20 protein-coding genes are annotated in these 17881 nt (G+C 65.3%); 15 read left to right on the top strand and 5 right to left on the bottom strand.

Translation table 11 applies throughout. The features are described 5' to 3' along the window. Position 1: 1 nt before the first annotated feature. Complete coding sequence (locus ACR64R_RS13875; protein WP_487362178.1) at positions 2-1033, bottom strand: hydroxyacid dehydrogenase; 1032 nt, start codon at positions 1031-1033, stop codon at positions 2-4. 144 nt (positions 1034-1177) lie between these two features. On the opposite strand from ACR64R_RS13875, the gene ACR64R_RS13870 reads away from it, so the two are divergent. From ACR64R_RS13870 to pobA, 11 genes are all read left to right on the top strand, one after another. Then, positions 1178-2254 carry a LacI family DNA-binding transcriptional regulator gene (locus tag ACR64R_RS13870; RefSeq protein ID WP_487362177.1) on the top strand — a complete coding sequence of 359 codons (1077 nt, stop codon included), beginning with the start codon at positions 1178-1180 and terminating at the stop codon, positions 2252-2254. A 61-nt stretch (positions 2255-2315) separates the two neighbouring features. Continuing rightward, positions 2316-3305, top strand: a complete 990-nt coding sequence (locus tag ACR64R_RS13865) for a sugar ABC transporter substrate-binding protein (RefSeq protein WP_487362176.1) — start codon at positions 2316-2318, stop codon at positions 3303-3305. A gap of 67 nt (positions 3306-3372) precedes the next feature. Next, positions 3373-4365: an ABC transporter permease gene (locus ACR64R_RS13860; protein ID WP_487362175.1), complete on the top strand. Its 993-nt coding sequence runs from the start codon at positions 3373-3375 to the stop codon at positions 4363-4365. Beyond that, the gene (locus tag ACR64R_RS13855) at positions 4362-5138 is read left to right on the top strand and encodes an ATP-binding cassette domain-containing protein (RefSeq protein WP_487362174.1); all 777 of its coding nucleotides are present in this window, start codon (positions 4362-4364) and stop codon (positions 5136-5138) included. The genes ACR64R_RS13860 and ACR64R_RS13855 overlap by 4 nt, the downstream gene beginning before the upstream one ends. A 1-nt stretch (position 5139) precedes the next feature. Next, positions 5140-5994, top strand: coding sequence for a sugar phosphate isomerase/epimerase family protein (locus tag ACR64R_RS13850; RefSeq protein ID WP_487362173.1), 855 nt, complete (start codon positions 5140-5142; stop codon positions 5992-5994). Positions 5995-6096: 102 nt separating this feature from the next. Then, on the top strand, positions 6097-6909 hold the full coding sequence (gene pcaD / locus ACR64R_RS13845; protein ID WP_487362172.1) for a 3-oxoadipate enol-lactonase: 813 nt from the start codon (positions 6097-6099) through the stop codon (positions 6907-6909). Beyond that, positions 6902-7300: a 4-carboxymuconolactone decarboxylase gene (gene pcaC, locus ACR64R_RS13840; protein WP_487362171.1), complete on the top strand. Its 399-nt coding sequence runs from the start codon at positions 6902-6904 to the stop codon at positions 7298-7300. The genes pcaD and pcaC overlap by 8 nt, the downstream gene beginning before the upstream one ends. Beyond that, entirely contained in the window at positions 7293-8045 is a 753-nt protein-coding gene (gene pcaH / locus ACR64R_RS13835; RefSeq protein WP_487362170.1) for a protocatechuate 3,4-dioxygenase subunit beta, read from the top strand. The genes pcaC and pcaH overlap by 8 nt, the downstream gene beginning before the upstream one ends. Continuing rightward, positions 8045-8659, top strand: a complete 615-nt coding sequence (gene pcaG / locus ACR64R_RS13830; protein WP_487362169.1) for a protocatechuate 3,4-dioxygenase subunit alpha — start codon at positions 8045-8047, stop codon at positions 8657-8659. Before pcaH ends, pcaG begins: the two co-directional genes overlap by 1 nt. A gap of 11 nt (positions 8660-8670) precedes the next feature. Then, positions 8671-9723, top strand: coding sequence for a 3-carboxy-cis,cis-muconate cycloisomerase (locus tag ACR64R_RS13825; protein WP_487362168.1), 1053 nt, complete (start codon positions 8671-8673; stop codon positions 9721-9723). Beyond that, a complete protein-coding gene (gene pobA / locus ACR64R_RS13820; RefSeq protein WP_487362167.1) occupies positions 9723-10895 on the top strand; it encodes a 4-hydroxybenzoate 3-monooxygenase in 1173 nt (390 codons plus the stop codon). Before ACR64R_RS13825 ends, pobA begins: the two co-directional genes overlap by 1 nt. A 21-nt stretch (positions 10896-10916) precedes the next feature. Here the strand turns inward: pobA and ACR64R_RS13815 are convergent, their stop codons facing one another. The 4 genes from ACR64R_RS13815 to ACR64R_RS13800 form a co-directional block, all read right to left on the bottom strand. Further along, complete coding sequence (locus ACR64R_RS13815) at positions 10917-11207, bottom strand: hypothetical protein (RefSeq protein WP_487362166.1); 291 nt, start codon at positions 11205-11207, stop codon at positions 10917-10919. 78 nt (positions 11208-11285) lie between these two features. Then, positions 11286-12491: a 3-oxoadipyl-CoA thiolase gene (gene pcaF / locus ACR64R_RS13810; protein ID WP_487362165.1), complete on the bottom strand. Its 1206-nt coding sequence runs from the start codon at positions 12489-12491 to the stop codon at positions 11286-11288. Then, positions 12492-13295: a CoA-transferase subunit beta gene (locus ACR64R_RS13805; RefSeq protein WP_487362164.1), complete on the bottom strand. Its 804-nt coding sequence runs from the start codon at positions 13293-13295 to the stop codon at positions 12492-12494. Further along, a complete protein-coding gene (locus ACR64R_RS13800; RefSeq protein WP_487362163.1) occupies positions 13292-14149 on the bottom strand; it encodes a CoA transferase subunit A in 858 nt (285 codons plus the stop codon). The genes ACR64R_RS13805 and ACR64R_RS13800 overlap by 4 nt, the downstream gene beginning before the upstream one ends. A gap of 107 nt (positions 14150-14256) precedes the next feature. Here ACR64R_RS13800 and ACR64R_RS13795 point away from each other — a divergent pair, with 107 nt between their 5' ends. The 4 genes from ACR64R_RS13795 (at position 14257) to ACR64R_RS13780 (ending at position 17850) form a co-directional block, all read left to right on the top strand. Beyond that, positions 14257-15027, top strand: a complete 771-nt coding sequence (locus tag ACR64R_RS13795) for an IclR family transcriptional regulator domain-containing protein (RefSeq protein WP_487362162.1) — start codon at positions 14257-14259, stop codon at positions 15025-15027. Between the two features lie 89 nt (positions 15028-15116). Further along, a complete protein-coding gene (locus tag ACR64R_RS13790; RefSeq protein WP_487362161.1) occupies positions 15117-15842 on the top strand; it encodes a GntR family transcriptional regulator in 726 nt (241 codons plus the stop codon). A 2-nt stretch (positions 15843-15844) separates the two neighbouring features. Then, positions 15845-16879: an ADP-ribosylglycohydrolase family protein gene (locus ACR64R_RS13785; RefSeq protein ID WP_487362160.1), complete on the top strand. Its 1035-nt coding sequence runs from the start codon at positions 15845-15847 to the stop codon at positions 16877-16879. After that, positions 16876-17850, top strand: coding sequence for a PfkB family carbohydrate kinase (locus tag ACR64R_RS13780; RefSeq protein ID WP_487362159.1), 975 nt, complete (start codon positions 16876-16878; stop codon positions 17848-17850). The genes ACR64R_RS13785 and ACR64R_RS13780 overlap by 4 nt, the downstream gene beginning before the upstream one ends. Positions 17851-17881: the final 31 nt, after the last annotated feature.

Here is a 17881-nt window from a genome sequence, read left to right as displayed (position 1 = left end):
ATCAATTCCTGTCGACGGGCTTGGAGCGCATCCTTGACACCGTCTCGCGCTCGGCGCGCTTGGAGCGCAGCGGCGGCAGGCCACGGTCGACGAGGTCCATGTCCTCCAGCACCATGTCGCCCATGCGCTTGAAGGCGATGTCGAGTGCGCCGGCGCGGTGCGCCGAGCGCAGGAAGCCGGGGAGGGCGCGGACTGGATGGTCCTTCGCCAGCGGCTCTTCCGGGAAGACGTCACTTGCGGCGACGATGTGGCCCCTCTTCACCGCCGCCATAAGCGCTGCGAAATCGACGACGCCGGCGCGGCTGAGCAGGATGAAGGCCGCGCCCTTGCGCATCCTGGCAAAGGCATCGGCGCCTAGGAAACCCTGGTTCTCGCTGGTGACCGAAGCGACGACGAAGACGAAGTCGCTTTGAGACAGCACCTCGTCCAGCGAGGCCGGCTCGACGCCGTTGTCGACAAGGATCGATGGCGGCAGCCATGGATCGTAGACCTTGGTGCGGGTGCGGAAGCCGGTCAGCAAGCGGTTGAGCGCGCGGCCGAGATCGCCGAAGCCGATGATGCCGACATCGGCGCCGGAGAGCAGCCGCGCGGACTGGTTGCCGTCGCCGCCCCACAATTCCTTGCCTTGCCGGAAAGCGAGGTCGGCATCGACGATGTCTCTGGCCAGGTTCAGGGCCATGGCGAGGCCGAGTTCCGCCACCGGCTCGGCGAAGACCAGGCCGGTGGTGACGACGTGGATGCCGCGTGCGAACAGCGTCTCATAGGGCATGTTGTTGAGCAGATTGGTCTCGACATTGAAGATGCAGCGCAGCGCCTTCAGCTTTTCCAGCGTCTCGTCTGAAATCGGCGGCTGGCCGATGATGTAACGCGCCTCGGCCAATGTTTCGGACGGCAGGGCGGCGACGCCTTCCGGCGTGGTCTCGACGATGCGATAGCTTTTGCGAAGGCGCGCCAGTTGCGGCGGCGTGAAGATCAGGTCGAGCGTGCGCGGCTCGGGAGCGCTTATGACCAGCGGCAAGGCGTTGTCGGACATGTCTTTCCTCCCGGACGCGATTGGATCGCGTCAATCACATATTCAAGTCTTACTCGCGATGAACCGATTTACAAGAATGAAAAATCGATTTATCGATTGAAACAGCGAGGCAGAAATCCGCTGCCTGCCCTCGGGAGGAGGTCAATGGCGCAACAGGAAGCCCAGCAGCGGCGTCCGTCGATCCACGACGTGGCAAGCCATGCCGGCGTGTCCGCGGCCACCGTCTCCAAGGTGCTTGCCGGCGTCACCACTGTGAAGCCGGAGAATGCGCAGCGCGTGGTCGATGCGGTCGAGCGGCTGGGTTACCGCGTCGATCCGCTTGCATCCGATATGCGCAGGGCCAAGCGTCGCATCATCGGGGCGATCATGCCGGAATTCGAAAGCGAGTTTTTCGGCCAGATGGTCACCGAGCTGGAGGGCCTTGCCGAGCAGCGCGGCTATACGCTGGTCGCGGCGTCGAGCCGTGAATCGGAAGCGCGCGAGAAGGAGATCCTCGCCCGCATGCATGATTGGCGCGTTGCCGGCGTGGTGCTGGCGCCGGTGCGCAACGAGCATGGGCCGGCCGCCGCCTTCATGAAAGCCAACGGCATGACCGGCGTGCTGATCGACCGCGTGCTCTCCGACGACGCCTTCGACACGGTTTCGGCCGACAGCGCCGCCGCCAGCGCCGAAGTGGCTCGGATGCTGGTCGGCAAGGGCCACAAGCACATCCTGATCATCGGTCTCGCCGAAGGTGCGGCAACCGTGCGCGCTCGCTTGGAGGGTTTTCGGGCCCAGGCGCTGGCGCTCGACCCGTCGGTGCGTATCGACGTCATCACTTCGGAGATCAGCGTCGAGCCGCTCAGAGCTTCGCTGCGCGATTACTTCGCCAGGGGCGAGCGGCCGACCGCCGTCTACTCGCTGTTGCTCAAGGGCACGCTCGTCGCGTTGTCCGAATTCCGCCGGCGCGGCTGGCATTGCCCGAACGACATCTCGCTGGTCGGCTTCGACGACGCCGAATGGATGCAGGTGACATGGCCGGCCATCGCCGCCGTGGTGCAGCCGGTGCGCCAGATCGCCAGCGAGGCGATGAACCTTTTGTTTCGCAGGGTCGAGGGGGCGGTGGGACCACCCACGGCGCGCCTCGAGCCCTGCCAGGTGTTGATGCGGGAATCCGTTGGCACGCCAGGCGGCGGTCCGCATTCCGGGGGAGGAGACCGACAAAAGCCCCCATTGTCGTGAACGGAAGCATGCGCCGACCCTGGCCGAGGCAGTCGGCGCCAAGGATCGAACGGAGGATCGAATGACATCGCATTTCTTGAAAATAAATCGATTTACCCTTGCTGTGGGCGCCGCGCTTGCCTTTTGCGCCGTCGGCGCCGCCAAGGCCGAGGACGGCGAGTACGGCGTGCTGATGAAGACGCTGGCCAATCCGTTCTGGGGCGCGATGGCGCAAGGCGTCGAGGATGGCGCCAAGGAAGCCGGGGTGAAATATTTCCAGCAGGCGGCCGAGAGCGACCAGGCGGCCGAGCCGCAGCTCAACCTGTGCAACACGATGCTCGAGCGCAAGCCGGTGGCGATGATCACCGCCGCCATCAACTCGACCAACCTGTTGCCTTGCCTGAAGTCGGCGCAGGATGCCGGCATCAAAATCGTTGACCTCGACAACAATCTCGACCAGGCGGTGCTCGACAAGGAAGGCGTCAAGGTGACCTTCCATATCGGTTCCGACAACATCGCCGCCGGCGCGCAGGGCGCCGAGTATCTCGCCAACAAGCTCGGCAAGGATGCCAAGGGTCCGGTTCTGGTCATAGAAGGCCTTTCCGGCAACATCACCGGCGAAAAGCGCGCCAAGGGCTTCGCCGACAAGCTGAAGGAACTGGCGCCCGGGCTCGAAATCGTCGCCTCTCTGCCGGGCGACTGGGACCGCGGCAAGGCCGCCTCCATCGCCACCGACACGCTGACCGCGCATCCCGACCTCGTCGCCATCTTCTGCGCCAATGACGGCATGGCGCTGGGCGCGGTGGAATCGGTTTACGCCGCCGGCAAGGGGCCGCAGGTGACGATCATCGGCGTCGACGGCAATTCGGATGCGGTGAAGTCGATCAAGGAAGGCCGCCTCAATGCATCGGTGGCGCAGCTTCCTTATCTCGTCGGCAAGCAGGCGGTGGAAAACGTCAAGAAGGCGCTGGCCGGTGAGAAGGTCCAGGACAGCATCGCAGTGCCGACTTTGGTGCTGACCAAGGACGTGATCGACGCCGGCAAGGAGCCGATGCTGCAATATGTGAAATAGTCCTCCCGGACGGGCTGGCGCGGGTCTACCCTGCGCCAGCCAACTTTCTTTGCAACAGCGAGGCGATATGGCTTCCGAAAAGACGCAGCCCGGCTTCTGGGCTCGGGTGCAGCGCGCATCCGTCGAAAGGCTCCACATCAGGCTGGAGTCGCTGGTGGTGCTTCTGGCGCTGAGCACGGCGATGGCGTTCTTGTCGCCCTATTTCCTGTCGCTCAGCAACTTCCTCAACATCCTTCTGGCCACCTCGACGATCGGCGTACTGGCGATCGCCGCCACTTTCGTCATCGGCTCGGGCGGGCTCGATCTGTCGCTAGGCTCCGTGATGGGTCTCGCCGGCGTGGCAGGCGCCTTCGTCGCCGTCAATCTCGGCTGGCCGTCGGTCTTCGCGGTGATCGCCTGTATTTTGGCCGGCGCGATCGCCGGCTACATCAACGGACAACTGGTGACCCGCGCCTTCGTGCCGGCCTTCATCGTCACGCTCGGAATGCTCGGGCTGGCGCGCGGCCTGGCGCTCGTGATTTCGCAGGGCAGAGCGATCTACGGCTTGCCGCCCGAGATCGTCTATATCGGGCAGGGGCGGCCTTTCGGCATCCCGATGCCGGTGATCATCTTCGTGCTCACCGCGATCGTCGCGCATGCGGTGCTCGCCTATACACGCTTCGGCCGCCACACGCTGGCGCTAGGCGACAGCGAGGGCGCGGCGCGCGCGGCCGGCATTCGCGTCGAGCATCACCGCCGCATCATCTATACGCTCTCCGGCGCGCTTGCCGGGCTGGCCGGTCTGCTCTTCACCGCCCGCGTCAATGCCGGCGATCCAACCGCCGGCATCAATTACGAGCTCACCGCGATCACGGCGGCGATCATCGGTGGCACCAATCTCTTCGGTGGCCGCGCCTCGATCCTCGGCACGATGATCGGCGCGCTGATCATGGGCGTGTTGCAGAACGGCCTGACGCTGCTTGCCGTGCAGTCCTATTACCAGCAGATGGCGATTGGGGCGGTGCTGATCCTCGCGGTTTTCATCGACCAGTACCAGGTGCGGAAGGAGTCGCGCGTATGACCCTGCTTTCGCTTCGCGGCATCCGCAAGAGTTTCGGCGCGGTCGACGTGCTGCATGGCGTCGACCTTTCAGTAGCGGCCGGCGAGGTGGTGGGGCTGGTCGGCGACAACGGCGCCGGCAAGTCGACGCTGATGAAGACCATCACCGGCATCTACCGGGCCGACACAGGCTCGATCCAATTCGACGGCAAGGACATCCTGGCGCTCGACCCGGGCCAGCGCCGCCGTCTCGGCATCGAGATGATCTACCAGGATCTTTCTCTGGCCAAACAACAGGACGTGGCCTCCAACATCTTCCTAGGACGAGAGCCAACGAAGCGGTTGTTCGGCCTCTTTCCCGGCTTCGTCGACAAAAGCCAGATGGATCGCCAGGCCGCGAAAATGATTGAACGGCTGGGCGCACATCTGCCGTCGATCAACCGGTCCGTGGGCTCGTTCTCCGGGGGGCAGCAGCAGACGGTGGCGATCGCGCGTGCGCTGACCTTCAATCCGAAGCTCGTCATCATGGACGAACCGACTGCCGCACTTGCCGTGCGCGAGGTGCAGAGCGTGCTCGACCTCATCCGACGGCTGAAGTCTGAAGGCATCGCGGTCATCCTGATCTCGCACCGGCTGAACGACGTGCTGTCGGTCACCGATCGTATCGTCGTGCTGCGCCACGGCAGGGCGGATGCAGATCTCGTCACCGCCAACACCAACATGAACGAAGTCGTCAGCCGCATCGTCGGCGGCGGCGACATTGCCGCGGCCGCGGCGCATGAGCAACGAGGCTGATATGAACACCTTCGGACTGCACACTTTCGCCATCGCTCCGGTCTGGGATCTGGCCCGTATCGAGCCGCAGATGGACCGCTTGAAGGAACTCGGCATCGGCCTGATGGAGATTCCGCTGCTGCGCCCCGAGGAGATCGACACCAAGCGCACGCGCGGCTTCGCCAACCACTATGGCGTCGAACTGATCCCGTCGCTCGGCCTGCCGCGCTCTCTCGACGTGGTCGAGCGGCCGGACGAGGCGCTCGACTTCCTCCAGCCGGCCTTCAAGGTCTGCAACGAGGTGGGCAGCGAGGCCCTCGGCGGCGTCACTTACGGCACGATCGGCAAAACGACCGGACGGGCGCCGACGCAGCGCGAGATCGACGGCATGTGCCGCTTCCTTGAGCGTGCAGCGAAGTCGGCGAAGTCGCGCGGCCTCAAGCTCGGCATCGAGCCCTGCAACCGCTACGAGACACATCTGATCAACCGCGGCATCGATGCGGCTCGCATCATCGAGCGCGTCGGCGCCGACAACGTCTTCATCCATCTCGACACCTATCACATGCATATCGAGGAGGAGAGTTTTGCTTCCGGCTTCGAGGCGGCAGCGCCCTATCTCGGCTATGTGCATGTGTCGGAAGCCAATCGCGGCGTGCCGGGGCGTGGCATGCTCGACTGGGCCGCCTGCATGAAGGCGATCGCCGATATCGGCTACCAGGGCGCGATCACGCTCGAAAGCATGAACCATGTCGATGTCGACATCGCCGGCGGTCTCGCCGTTTGGCGCCCCGTGGCCGAGGATCCGCGCGACGTGATCGAGGTCGGCCTGCCCTTCCTGCGAGAAGAGGCGAGGAAGGCGGGGCTGACGCTGGGATAGGAAGCAGAGAGCTGGCATCAGGAGCCGGCCGAAGCAAGCTCGGATGGTTTCGATTTACCGAACCAGATTGCTCGTGCAATGTGGCTTTGGAGGATAGAAATCGTGCCATTCGTCAGCATAGGCGGCGTCACACTGCATTACCGCCAAATCGAGGCGGCCGGCACGTCGCGTCCGATCATCTTCATCAATTCGCTGGGCACCGACTTCCGCATCTGGGACGACGTCGTCGCGAAACTGACGGGCGAAATGCCGATGCTCGTCTACGACAAGCGCGGCCATGGGCTCTCCGATATCGGCGGCGGCGTGCGCTCGATCGACGACCATGTCGACGATCTGGTCGGCCTGATCGACCATTTCGGCTTCGACAAGGTCGTGCTCTTCGGCCTGTCTGTCGGCGGCATGATTGCGCAGCGGCTCTATACCCGCCACCCCCGATGTGTTGAGGCGCTGATCCTCAGCGACACGGCGCATAAGATCGGCACCGCCGAGAGTTGGAACACGCGCATCGCGACCGTCGAGCGCGACGGCATCGAGGCGATCGCCGACGGCATCATGAAAGTGTGGTTCACGCCGGAGTTCCACGCCAGGCGCGCAGCGGACCTGGCCGGCTGCTGCAACATGCTCACCAGGCAGGCTCTGCCTGGTTACATCGGCACCTGCATGGCGCTGCGCGATGCCGATTTCACCGACAGCGCGCGGCGTATCGCGGTGCCGACGCTTTGCGTCGTCGGCGATCAGGATGGTTCGACGCCCCCGGATCTTGTCCGCTCGCTGGCCGGACTGATCCCCGGCGCGCGTTTCGAAGTGATCCGCAATTGCGCGCATATCCCGTGCATCGAGCAGCCCGAAGCGTTGGTCACGTTGATCCGCGATTTCGTCGCCTCGTTGCCCGAGGGAAAGCCTGCCCATGGATGATGTCACGAAGAACCGCTACCGGACCGGTCTCGAGGTCCGCCGCTCCGTGCTCGGCGATCCGCATGTCGGCCGCGCCGAGGACGCCGCGACCGATTTCGACCGGCCGTTCCAGCAACTGATCACCGAAGCCGCCTGGGGAACGGTGTGGGCGCGTCCCGGCTGGTCGAAGCGCGAGCGCTCGATCGTCACGCTGGCGCTGCTTGCCGCACTCGGCCATGACGAGGAAGTGGCCATGCATGTGCGCGCCACCGCCAATACGGGCGCCTCGCGCGACGATATCTGCGAAGCCTTCCTGCACGTCGCGATCTATGCCGGCGTGCCGGCCGCCAACCGCGCCTTCAAGATCGCCAAGCAGGTGTTCGCGCAGATGGATGGAGCCGCCCATGGCTGAGCCCGGCTCCAACCGGGCGCCGGAAACCGGCGCCTTCTTCCAGCGCGACCGTCAGTGGCATCCGCCCGCGCTCACGCCGAACTACAAGAGCTCGGTGCTGCGCTCCCCGCAGAAGGCGCTCCTATCTTTCGACAACACGCTGTCGGAATTGACCGGCCCGGTGTTCGGGCACGCGATGCTCGGCGAGCTCGACAACGACCTGATCCATAATTTCGCCAGGGCCGGCGAGAGCGCCATTGGCGAGCGCATCATCGTCCACGGGCGCGTGCTGGACGAACGCGGCAAGGGCGTGCCCGGCGTGCTGCTCGAATTCTGGCAGGCCAATGCCGGCGGCCGCTACCGGCACAAGAAGGATGGCTATCTCGCCCCGCTCGATCCGAATTTCGGCGGCTGCGGCCGCGCGATCACCGGCGAGGATGGCGGCTACGCCTTTCGCACCGTCAGGCCCGGGCCTTATCCCTGGCCGAACGGGCCGAACGACTGGCGGCCGGCGCATATCCATTTTTCGGTGTTCGGCCACGGCTTCGCGCAGCGGCTGATCACGCAGATGTATTTCGAGGGCGATCCGCTGATCTGGCGCTGCCCGATCGTCGGCGGCATTTCCAACAAGGGAGCTGTCGAGGCACTGATCGCGGCGCTCGATATGCAGTCGACCATCCCGATGGACGCGCTCGCCTACAAGTTCGACATCGTGCTGCGCGGGCGCCGCTCGACGCTGTTCGAGAACAGGCCGGAGGGCAATTGATGGCGCAGTCGCTCGACCGGCTGAAGGAAAGCCCTTCGCAGACCGCCGGACCCTATGTGCATATCGGGCTGACACCCAATTTCTGCGGCATCGGCGGCGTCTATGCGAGCGACCTCGGCTCGGCGATGGTCAATAGTGAGACCAGGGGCGAGCGCATCGAATTGCGCATGCGCGTGTTCGACGGCACCGGCACGCCGCTGAAAGACGCGCTGATCGAGATCTGGCAGGCGGACGCCGAAGGCTTCCACAATTCGCCGGCCGAGACGCGCGGCGCCGCCGATCCCAACTTCCAGGGCTGGGGCCGGCAGCCGACCGACATGGAAACGGGTGTCTGCCTGTTCCAGACGATCAAGCCTGGACGCGTGCCGTTTCGTGACGGCCGGCTGATGGCGCCGCATATCACGTTGTGGATCGTGGCGCGCGGCATCAATATCGGTCTGCATACCAGGCTCTATTTTTCCGACGAGGAAAAGGCCAATGCCGAGGACCCGATTCTTGCGCGCATCGAGCATCGCCTGCGCGTGCCGACGCTGATTGCCGAGCGCCGGGGCGACACTTACGTCTTCGATATCCATCTGCAGGGCGAAAAGGAGACGGTCTTCTTCGACAGCTGACCGTGGCCGCCATGACAGTTTCGCCCTTCGATCACCCGCTGCTTTCCGGCCTGCTCGGCGACGAGGAGGCGGCCAGGCATTTTTCCGTCGAAGCCGATGTCGCCGCCATGCTCGCTTTCGAGCGGGCGCTGGCCGAGGCGGAAGCCGAGTGCGGCGCGATCCCTAGCGCGGCCGAGGCCGCGATCGTGAAAGCGCTGGCTTCATTCCGGCCGGACACGGCGAAGCTGCGGGCCGGCGTCGCCGTGGATGGCGTCGTGGTGCCGGAACTGGTGCGTCAGATCAAAGCCGCCGTCGGCGCGCCGCACGATGCATATGTGCATTTCGCCGCCACCAGCCAGGATGTGATCGATACGTCGCTGGTGCTGCGCCTGCGGCAGGTCGTCGACCATATCGGCCTGCTGCTTGGCGAGAACGTCGTTCGCCTCACCGGCCTGGAGCTGGAATTCGGAAATCGCGGGCTCATGGCGATGACGCGCATGCAGCCGGCAATTCCAATAACCGTGCGCGATCGGATCCTCTCGTGGCGCGCGCCGCTCGAACGTCACCGGGAACGCTTGAAGGAGCCTTCCGGCCGGCTGCTGGTGCTGCAGTTCGGCGGCGCCGCCGGCACGCTGGAAAAGCTCGGTGACAAGGCCGCCACTGTCCGCGCCGCGCTTGCCGCGAAGCTCGGCCTTGGCGATGCGCCGCAATGGCATAGCCAGCGTGACTCGCTTGCCGAGTTCGCCGGCTGGCTGTCGCTCGTCACCGGCAGCCTCGGCAAGTTCGGGCAGGACGTCGCGCTGATGGCGCAGACCGGGTCCGAGATCAAACTGTCCGGCGGTGGCGGTTCGTCGGCCATGCCGCACAAGCAGAACCCGGTGAAGGCGGAAGCCCTGGTGGCGCTGGCGCGATTCAACGCCGTCCAGCTCTCCGGCATGCACCAGGCACTGTTGCACGAGCAGGAACGTTCGGGCGCGGCCTGGACGCTGGAATGGCTCATCCTGCCGCAAATGGTCGTGGCGACCGCGGCCGCGCTGCGGCTTGCCGCCGAGATGAGCGCGCAGATCGAGAGCCTCGGTCATTGATGCGCACGCAGGTCGCCATCATTGGCTCCGGACCGTCCGGCCTGCTGCTCGGCCAGCTGCTCGCCACGATGGGCGTCGAGACGATCATTCTCGAACGGTCGAGCCGGGAACATGTGCTTGGCCGGGTACGGGCGGGCGTGCTCGAACAGGGGACGGTCGACCTTCTCGGCGAAGCGGGCGCGGCGGACAGGCTGCATGCCCAGGGTCTGCCGCATCAAGGCATCTCGCTCGCCTTCGACGGCCGCGCGCATCGCATCGACATGACGGCGCTCACCGGCGGCAAGCATGTCACCGTCTATGGCCAGACCGAGGTGACGCTGGATCTGATGCGGAAGCGCGAAGCGGCGGAGCTCCTGACCGTCTTCGAAACGTCGAATGTCGCGCCGCATGATTTCGACGGCGCATCGCCCTTCGTCACCTACGACAAGGACGGCCTCACGCATCGCATCGATTGCGACTTCATCGCCGGCTGCGACGGCTACCACGGCGTCAGCCGCCGCTCGGCGCCGGAGGGCGCGCTGAAAACGTTCGAGCGGCAATATCCGTTCGGCTGGCTGGGCGTGCTGGCCGAAGTGCCGCCGGCCGACCACGAGCTGGTCTATGCCAATCATGAGCGCGGCTTCGCGCTCTGCTCGATGCGCTCGCCGCGGCGCAGCCGCTACTATGTGCAGGTTCCGGCCGACGAGCGCGTCGAGGCATGGTCGGACGACCGTTTCTGGGACGAGTTGCGCCGGCGCCTGCCGCCGCGGATCGCGGCCGCCGTCACCACCGGGCCGTCCTTCGAGAAGTCGATCGCGCCGCTGCGCTCCTTCGTCGCCGAGCCGATGCGCTTTAACCGGCTGTTCCTGGTCGGAGACGCCGCCCATATCGTGCCGCCGACCGGCGCCAAGGGGCTCAACCTCGCCGCCAGCGACGTGCGCTATCTGTTTGCCGGACTTCGCGAATTCTATAATGGGAAATCAGAGGCCGGGCTCGACGCCTATTCGTCAAAGGCGCTGGCGCGCGTGTGGAAAGCGGTGCGCTTTTCCTGGTGGATGACGACGATGCTGCACCGGTTTCCGGAGACGGGCGAGTTCGGCCAACGCATCCAGGAGGCCGAGCTCGATTATCTCGTACATTCCAAGGCCGCATCCACCGCGCTGGCCGAGAACTACGTCGGACTACCGTATTGACCGGTCTTGGCGCGCTCTGCGTCAGTTCTCGGTGTTCCGCACGGCTGAAAGGCGCAAGCCATCTGCCACTCGCCCCAAAACCTCCCGTCTTAGATAATGCAAAGCATCCGGTTCAACTTCGGTATATCGGTTAAAAAACTCAAGCAATCTAGCAGTTTCCCCGATTTCCATAAGGGTCCTGCTGGTATTCTTCTTATTATCCTCGAAAGGGTGCTGCATTACGAATTGCATTCTTTGTACGGCGTCAGGGTATCGTTCAGCATGCAATTTCATGAAGGAATCAATTTCCTCGTTTGAAAAATGCTTTTTCATTGAACAAACCCTGATATCTGTCGACCTCATCGTATTTGTTGCCGTTGCCTGCGTCACGCGGTGTTTCGTGAAGAGAGATCAAACGCGCTCAAGCGCGATGGCGATGCCCTGGCCGACGCCGATGCACATGGTGGCCAACGCCAGCTTGCCGCCGCGCTCGCGCAGTTCGAGCGCCGCCGTGCCGGTGATGCGCGCGCCCGACATGCCGAGCGGATGACCGAGCGCGATGGCGCCGCCATTGGGGTTCACATGCTCCGCCGCCTCGGAAATTCCGAGTTGGCGGAGCACGGCAATGCCCTGGGAGGCGAAGGCTTCGTTCAATTCGATGACGTCGAATTGTTCGGGCGTCAGACCGAGGCGGGCGCAAAGCTTCCTCGTTGCCGGCGCCGGTCCGATGCCCATGATGCGCGGCGCCACTCCGGCGACGGCACCGCCGAGGATACGGGCGATCGGCGTCAGCCCGTGCTTCTTCGCCGCTGCCTCGGAGGCGATGATGAGGGCGGCCGCGCCGTCATTGACGCCGGAAGCATTGCCGGCGGTCACCGTGCCGCCCGGGCGGAACGGCGTCGGCAATTTGGCCAAAGCCTCTATGGTGGTGCCGGCGCGCGGATGCTCGTCCTTCGAGACGACGATCGCGTCGCCTTTCCTCTGCGGGATGGTCACCGGCGTGATCTCCTTCGCCAGCCGGCCATTCTCTTGCGCTGCCACCGCCTTGTCCTGGCTGCGCACGGCGAAGGCGTCCTGGTCGGCTCTGCTGACGGAAAAATCCTCGGCGACGTTCTCGCCGGTCTCCGGCATGGAATCGACGCCGTACTGCTTCTTCATCAACGGGTTGACGAAGCGCCAGCCGATGGTGGTGTCGTAAATCTCGGCGTTGCGCGAAAAGGCGGTGTCGGCCTTCGGCATGACGAAGGGGGCGCGGCTCATCGATTCCACGCCGCCCGCAATCATCAGCTCGGCCTCGCCTGCCTTGATGGCGCGCGCGGCGATGGTGGAGGCATCCATACCCGAGCCGCAGAGGCGATTGACGGTCGAACCTGGAATGTCCTGCGGCAGGCCGGCAAGCAGCAGCGCCATGCGCGCGACGTTGCGGTTATCCTCGCCGGCCTGGTTGGCGCAGCCATAGACGACGTCATCGATGGCTGCCCAGTCGACGCCGGGATTGCGCTCGACCAGCGCCTTCAACGGAATGGCGCCGAGATCGTCTGCGCGGACGGAGGACAGCGAACCGCCGAAGCGGCCGATGGGCGTGCGGATGTAATCGCAGATGAAGGCTTCAGTCATTTATGCAGCTTTCCCTTTGGTGGTCCCTCGATGCGCCGCCTTGGTGCGGGCCTGCAGGTCGCGCAATGTCTTCAGCTCGAGTTCCGTCGGCGCCGGTGTCTCGACAAGGGCCTCCGCGAACTTGACCGTCCAGCCACAGGTTTCCTGCACCTGCTCGCGGCTGACGCCCGGATGCAACGAGCCGACGGTGAATTCCTTCGTCGCCGGGTCCGGTTTCCAGATGGCGAGGTCGGTGATCAGAAGCGTCGGGCCGGCGGTGTCGATGCCGAGGCGCTTGCGGTGATCGCCGCCTTCGCCATGGCCGAACGAGGTGAAGAAGTCGATCTTCTCGACCATGCCGCGCTTCGACTGCGCCATGGTGATGTAGACCTGCCTCGACGAGGTGGCGATCTCCGGCGCGCCGCCGCCGCCGGGCAGGCGGGTCTTGGGATGCGCGTAGTCCCCGATGACGGTGGTGTTGATGTTGCCGAACTTGTCGAGCTGGGCGGCGCCCAGAAAGCCAATCGAGATGCGGCCGCCCTGCAGCCAGTAGCGGAACATCTCCGGCACCGCGACGGTGGTGACCGCCGTCTCGCACAATTCGCCGTCGCCGATCGACAGCGGCAGAATGTCAGGCGCGGTGCCGATGGTGCCGCTCTCATAGATCAAGGTGATATCCGGCGCATGCGTCAGCCGCGCGACGTTGCAGGCCGCCGACGGCGCGCCGATGCCCACGAAACAGACATCGTCACTTTTCAGCGCGCGGCTGGCGGCAATCGTCATCATCTCGTTCGGGGTGAAGCCCATATCCTTCGCGTCGCTCATGCGGCTTTCCTCAGATGCTCGACGCGACCGGCAAAGTCGTCGGCGCTGCTCTCGATGACGTTCTTCTGGATCCAGGCCTGGAAGCGGTCGCGGTCGGCGGCGATTTCGTCCCATTCCAGATAGGAGGCGTTGTCGCGCTGGTAATAGCCGTGCGTGTAGGAGGGATGCGAGCCGCCAGGCACGAGCGAAATCGCCGCGATCGTCCAGCTCGGCAGCACGGTAAGATTGGGGTGGAGGTCGTCGAAATTGTCGACCACTTCCTCGACCGTCACCACGGCGCGCCTCGCGGCAAGAACGGCCTCTTTCTGAACGCCGATAATGCCCTCGACGAGCACGTTGCCTTTCCGGTCCGCCTTTTGCGCATGGATGAAGGTGACGTCGGGTCTTATCGCCGGAACGGCGGCAAGCACCTCGCCGGTGAACGGGCAGGTGACGGATTTGATGTTCGGATTGACCGCGGCGAGCCCGGCGCCGCGATAGCCGCGAAACACCGCGCAAGGCAGGCCGGCTGCGCCAGCCTCATAGGCGTTGGCCATGCCGGCGTGGCTGTGCTCCTCGACCTCGATGGGGCGCGGAAAACCGTTCTCGATTGCGTCGCGGGCACGCCTGAGGAGGCCGACGCCCGGGTTGCCGACATAGGAGAAGACGATCTTCTTCGCCATGCCCATGCCGATCATCTGGTCGTAGATCAAATCGGGCGTCATGCGGATGAGAGTCAGGTCGCGAAAGCCCTGGCGGATCGCCTCATGCGCGGCGGCGGTGGGGATCAGATGGGTGAAGCCCTCGAAAGCGACGGTGTCGCCGTCATGCAGGTTCTCCGCGACCGCATCCTTCAGCGGCAGGAACTTGACCATCACCAGACTCCGTGGATCAGAAAAGTTCGTATTGCGAACAAATGTTTTGCATGAGATACTTCTAGCTCCAACCTATGCGCGGAGTCAACGCCGGCCTGGAGGCGCTCATGGAAGATGAAGCAATTTCACGCGACCATGTCGGTTCGCTGGAGCGCGGCCTTGCGGTGATGGAAATCCTCGCGCGCCATCCGGGCGGCATGACGCTGACCGAGATGGCCGAGGAGGCGGATCTCACCCGCGCGGGCGCCCGCCGCTTTCTGCTGACATTGGTTGCCACCGGCTATGCAACGCAATCAGGCAGAATGTTCTCGCTGTCGCCGCGCCTTTTGACCGTCGCACGGACCTGGCTCGGCGGCGCTTCGCTCTGGACCTTCGCGGCGCCCATCATGCGCGAGGTGGCCGGCAAATTCGACGAGGCCTGCAACGCGGCCGTGCTGTCGGGCGAGGACGTCGTCTATGTCGCGCGCATTCCCGGACGGCGCATCCTGAGCGTCGCGCTCGATGTCGGCACCAGGCTGCCGGCTTATTGCACATCGATGGGGCGGGTGCTGCTCTCCGGCCTGTCGGCGGACGAGTTGAAGACCTTCCTTGCCGAGGCGTCCTTCGAGCGGCGGACACCGAAGACGATCATTGGCCGCGCCCCGCTCGGCAAGGCCATCGACAAGGCGAGGGCCGATGGCTTCGCCATCGTCGACGAGGAACTGGAGCTCGGTCTGCGTTCGATCGCGGTGCCGATCGTCGATCGCGCCGGCCGCACCGTCGCCGCCATCAACGTCTCTACGCAGTCGGCACGCTTCTCGGTGGAAGCGATGGAGCGCGACATCCTGCCGGTGCTGCAACAGGCCAGGCAACGCGTCGAGGAGTTCTTCTTCGTTTGAGCGCTGACCATCGGGCCAGAGCCCGTTGACGCTTCATTTCAGATAAGCTAATGAACAGGGTTATACAGGTTCATTGAACAGGTATCGATATGGCCCGTCGCGCGATACAGCTTACTCCCGGCACGGGCAAGCCCGAGCAGATCGCGACGGTTCTGGAGCATGAGATACGCTCCGGCCTGCTTGGGTTCGGCGACCGCCTGCAGAGTGAAAACGAGCTCGTCCAGCGCTTTTCGGTCAGCCGCAACACGGTGCGCAAGGGGCTGGAGGAGTTGTCGAGCCGGGGGCTCATCACCACCAGGGTAGGCATCGGCTCCTTCGTGACCTTCGACGGCATGCCGGTGGACGACGCGATCGGCTGGTCGCGCGCGCTTGCCAATGCCGGCGCCAATGCCGAGACCCGCACCTTGCGGCTCGAGATCATCGAGGACGCCGAACTGGCCGGAAGGCTTGGCGTCGAAAGCTCGTTCTTCATCGCCGTCGACCGCGCCCGCACCAATGCCGATGACGGCCACGCCATCTCGATCGAGCGCAGCCGCCTGCCGCTGTCACCCGAGTTGGAAGACATACCCCTGCGCGGCCTGCGCGAGGGCACGCTGCACCAGACGCTGCGCGGGGCAGGGCTCGTGCCCGACCACGGCGAGGAATGGGTCGACATCGAGATGCTGAGCGCGGCCGACGCCGCGATCCTCGACTGTGCGCCCGGCACGCCGTTCCTGCGCACGCGCCGGCTGACGCGCGCCGCCGACGGGCGCGCCATCGAATTCGTCACCAGCCTGCTCAATCCCGCGCATTTCGCGCTTCACCTGGAGTTCTGAGCATGGCGGACGCTGCCTCGCTGGATCGGGCCATGGGCGCGTTGATCGGCGGGGCGCTGGGCGATGCGCTGGGCATGCCGACGCAGCTTCTGTCGCCTGCCCGCATTGCCGCGCTCTACGGCCATGTCGAGGATTTCGTGGCGCCCGCCGCCGATCACCCGGTGTCGAAAGGACTGCCGGCCGGCGCGATCACCGACGACACCGAACAGGCGCTGCTGCTTGGCCGCATCCTGGTCGAGTCCGGCGAGCGTTTCGACCATGCGCGCTGGGTCAACGCGCTGCTCGACTGGGAACGCGACGTCAAGGCGCGCGGCAGCTACGACCTGCTTGGACCATCGACCAAGCGCGCCATCGACGCCATCAACAGCGGCGTGCCGGCCGAAGAGGCGGGGCGCGGCGGCGACACCAATGGCGCGGCGATGCGCATCGCGCCGGTCGGGATCATGATGCCGCCGGACCCGCTCGACGCGCTCGTGGCCAAGGTGGCAGAGACCTGCCGCGCCACGCACAACACCTCGATAGCCATCGCATCGGCAGCAGCCGTCGCCGCCGCCGTCAGTCTCGGTGTCGCGGGCAGCGACTGGCGAGCCGCTTGCGGCCATGCGGTCGCAGCCGCAAGACTTGGTGCCGCGCTAGGCCATTGGGTCACCGGCGGCGACATCGCAGAGCGTATTCTCTGGGCGCAGGCGCTGGTGCGCGACAGGGCGGAGAAGGACGCGATCGAGTTGATCGTCGACCTGGTCGGCACCGGCGTTGCCAGCCAGGAATCGGTTCCGGCAGCCTTCGCGGTGCTGGAGGTCGCGCAGGGCGATGCGTGGCGGGCCGCCGTGATCGCGGCCAATCTCGGCGGTGACACCGACACGATCGGGGCGATTGCCGCCGGCATGGCCGGCGCCTGCGCCGGCCTGTCGGGACTGCCGCGGGATCGGATCGCCCGACTGCATGGCATCGACATAGCGAATGTCCGCGCGCTGGCCGAGGATCTGGTTGCAGCACGCGGCCCCAAGGCCGTTCCAGGCAAGGAGGGCGCGGCGTGAGCGGACGGCTCGTCCATGTCGGCAGCGCGGTGGTGGATTACGTCTACCGGATTGACGCCTTGCCGGCGGCCGGCACGGAAAAGACCGCGACGAGCTATGCGCGGGTCGCCGGCGGCGGTTTCAACATGATGGTCGCGGCAAGCCGGACCGGCATGAAGGTGGTATTCGGCGGGCAACTCGGCACGGGGCCGGATGGCGACTTCCTGCGCGCCGCATTAGCAGCCGAAGGCATCGAGACGCTGACGCCGCCATCGCCCTTGCTGGATAGCGGCAATTGCGTCGCCATGATCAGCAGCGACGCCGAGCGGACCTTCGTCTCGTGGCCGGGCGCCGAGAGCCGGCTCACGCTCGACATGATGAAGCCGGTCCAAGTTGTTCCGGGCGACTGGGTTTTCACCTCAGGCTACGCGCTGAGCTATCCCGGCAGCCGCGATGCGCTCGCCGATTGGATCGAGGCGTTGCCGGCTGGCATTCCTTTCGTCTTCGACCCTACGCCGGTGATCGCCGACATTCCGCGACCGATTCTGGACAGGGTGCTGGCGCGCGCGACATGGCTGAGCTGCAATACCGACGAGGCCGCCGAGATCGCCGGTGCCGGCGATGCCCAGACCGTCGCCATCCGGTTGCTCGCCGAGCATTGCCCCAAGGCCGAAGGTGTCGTCATCCGCGCCGGCGCTCATGGCTGCCTTGTGCGCATTGCCGATGGCGGCACCCGCGCGGTGCCTGGCTTCAAGGTGGAAGCCGTCGACACCAACGGGGCAGGCGACACGCATATCGGTGCCTTCGTCAGCGGCCTGTCGCGCGGCATTTCGCCCTGCGAGGCAGCACGCTACGCGAATGCGGCCGCCGCCCTTTCGGTCACTCGCCATGGCGGGTCCTCGGCGCCGACCCATCAAGAAATCGAGGAATTCCTGACCCAGCGCGGCGAAGCGACGCCCGCGCTTGGCCGGGCGGAAGCGACTGCGACTTAACAAGCCCGTCAATCGGGCAAACAAATGAGAG

The organism is Mesorhizobium sp. MC2-1-1 (assembly GCF_057597255.1).
Note: the sequence above shows the minus strand (reverse complement) of the source record. Positions and strands in the feature narration are given on the sequence as shown.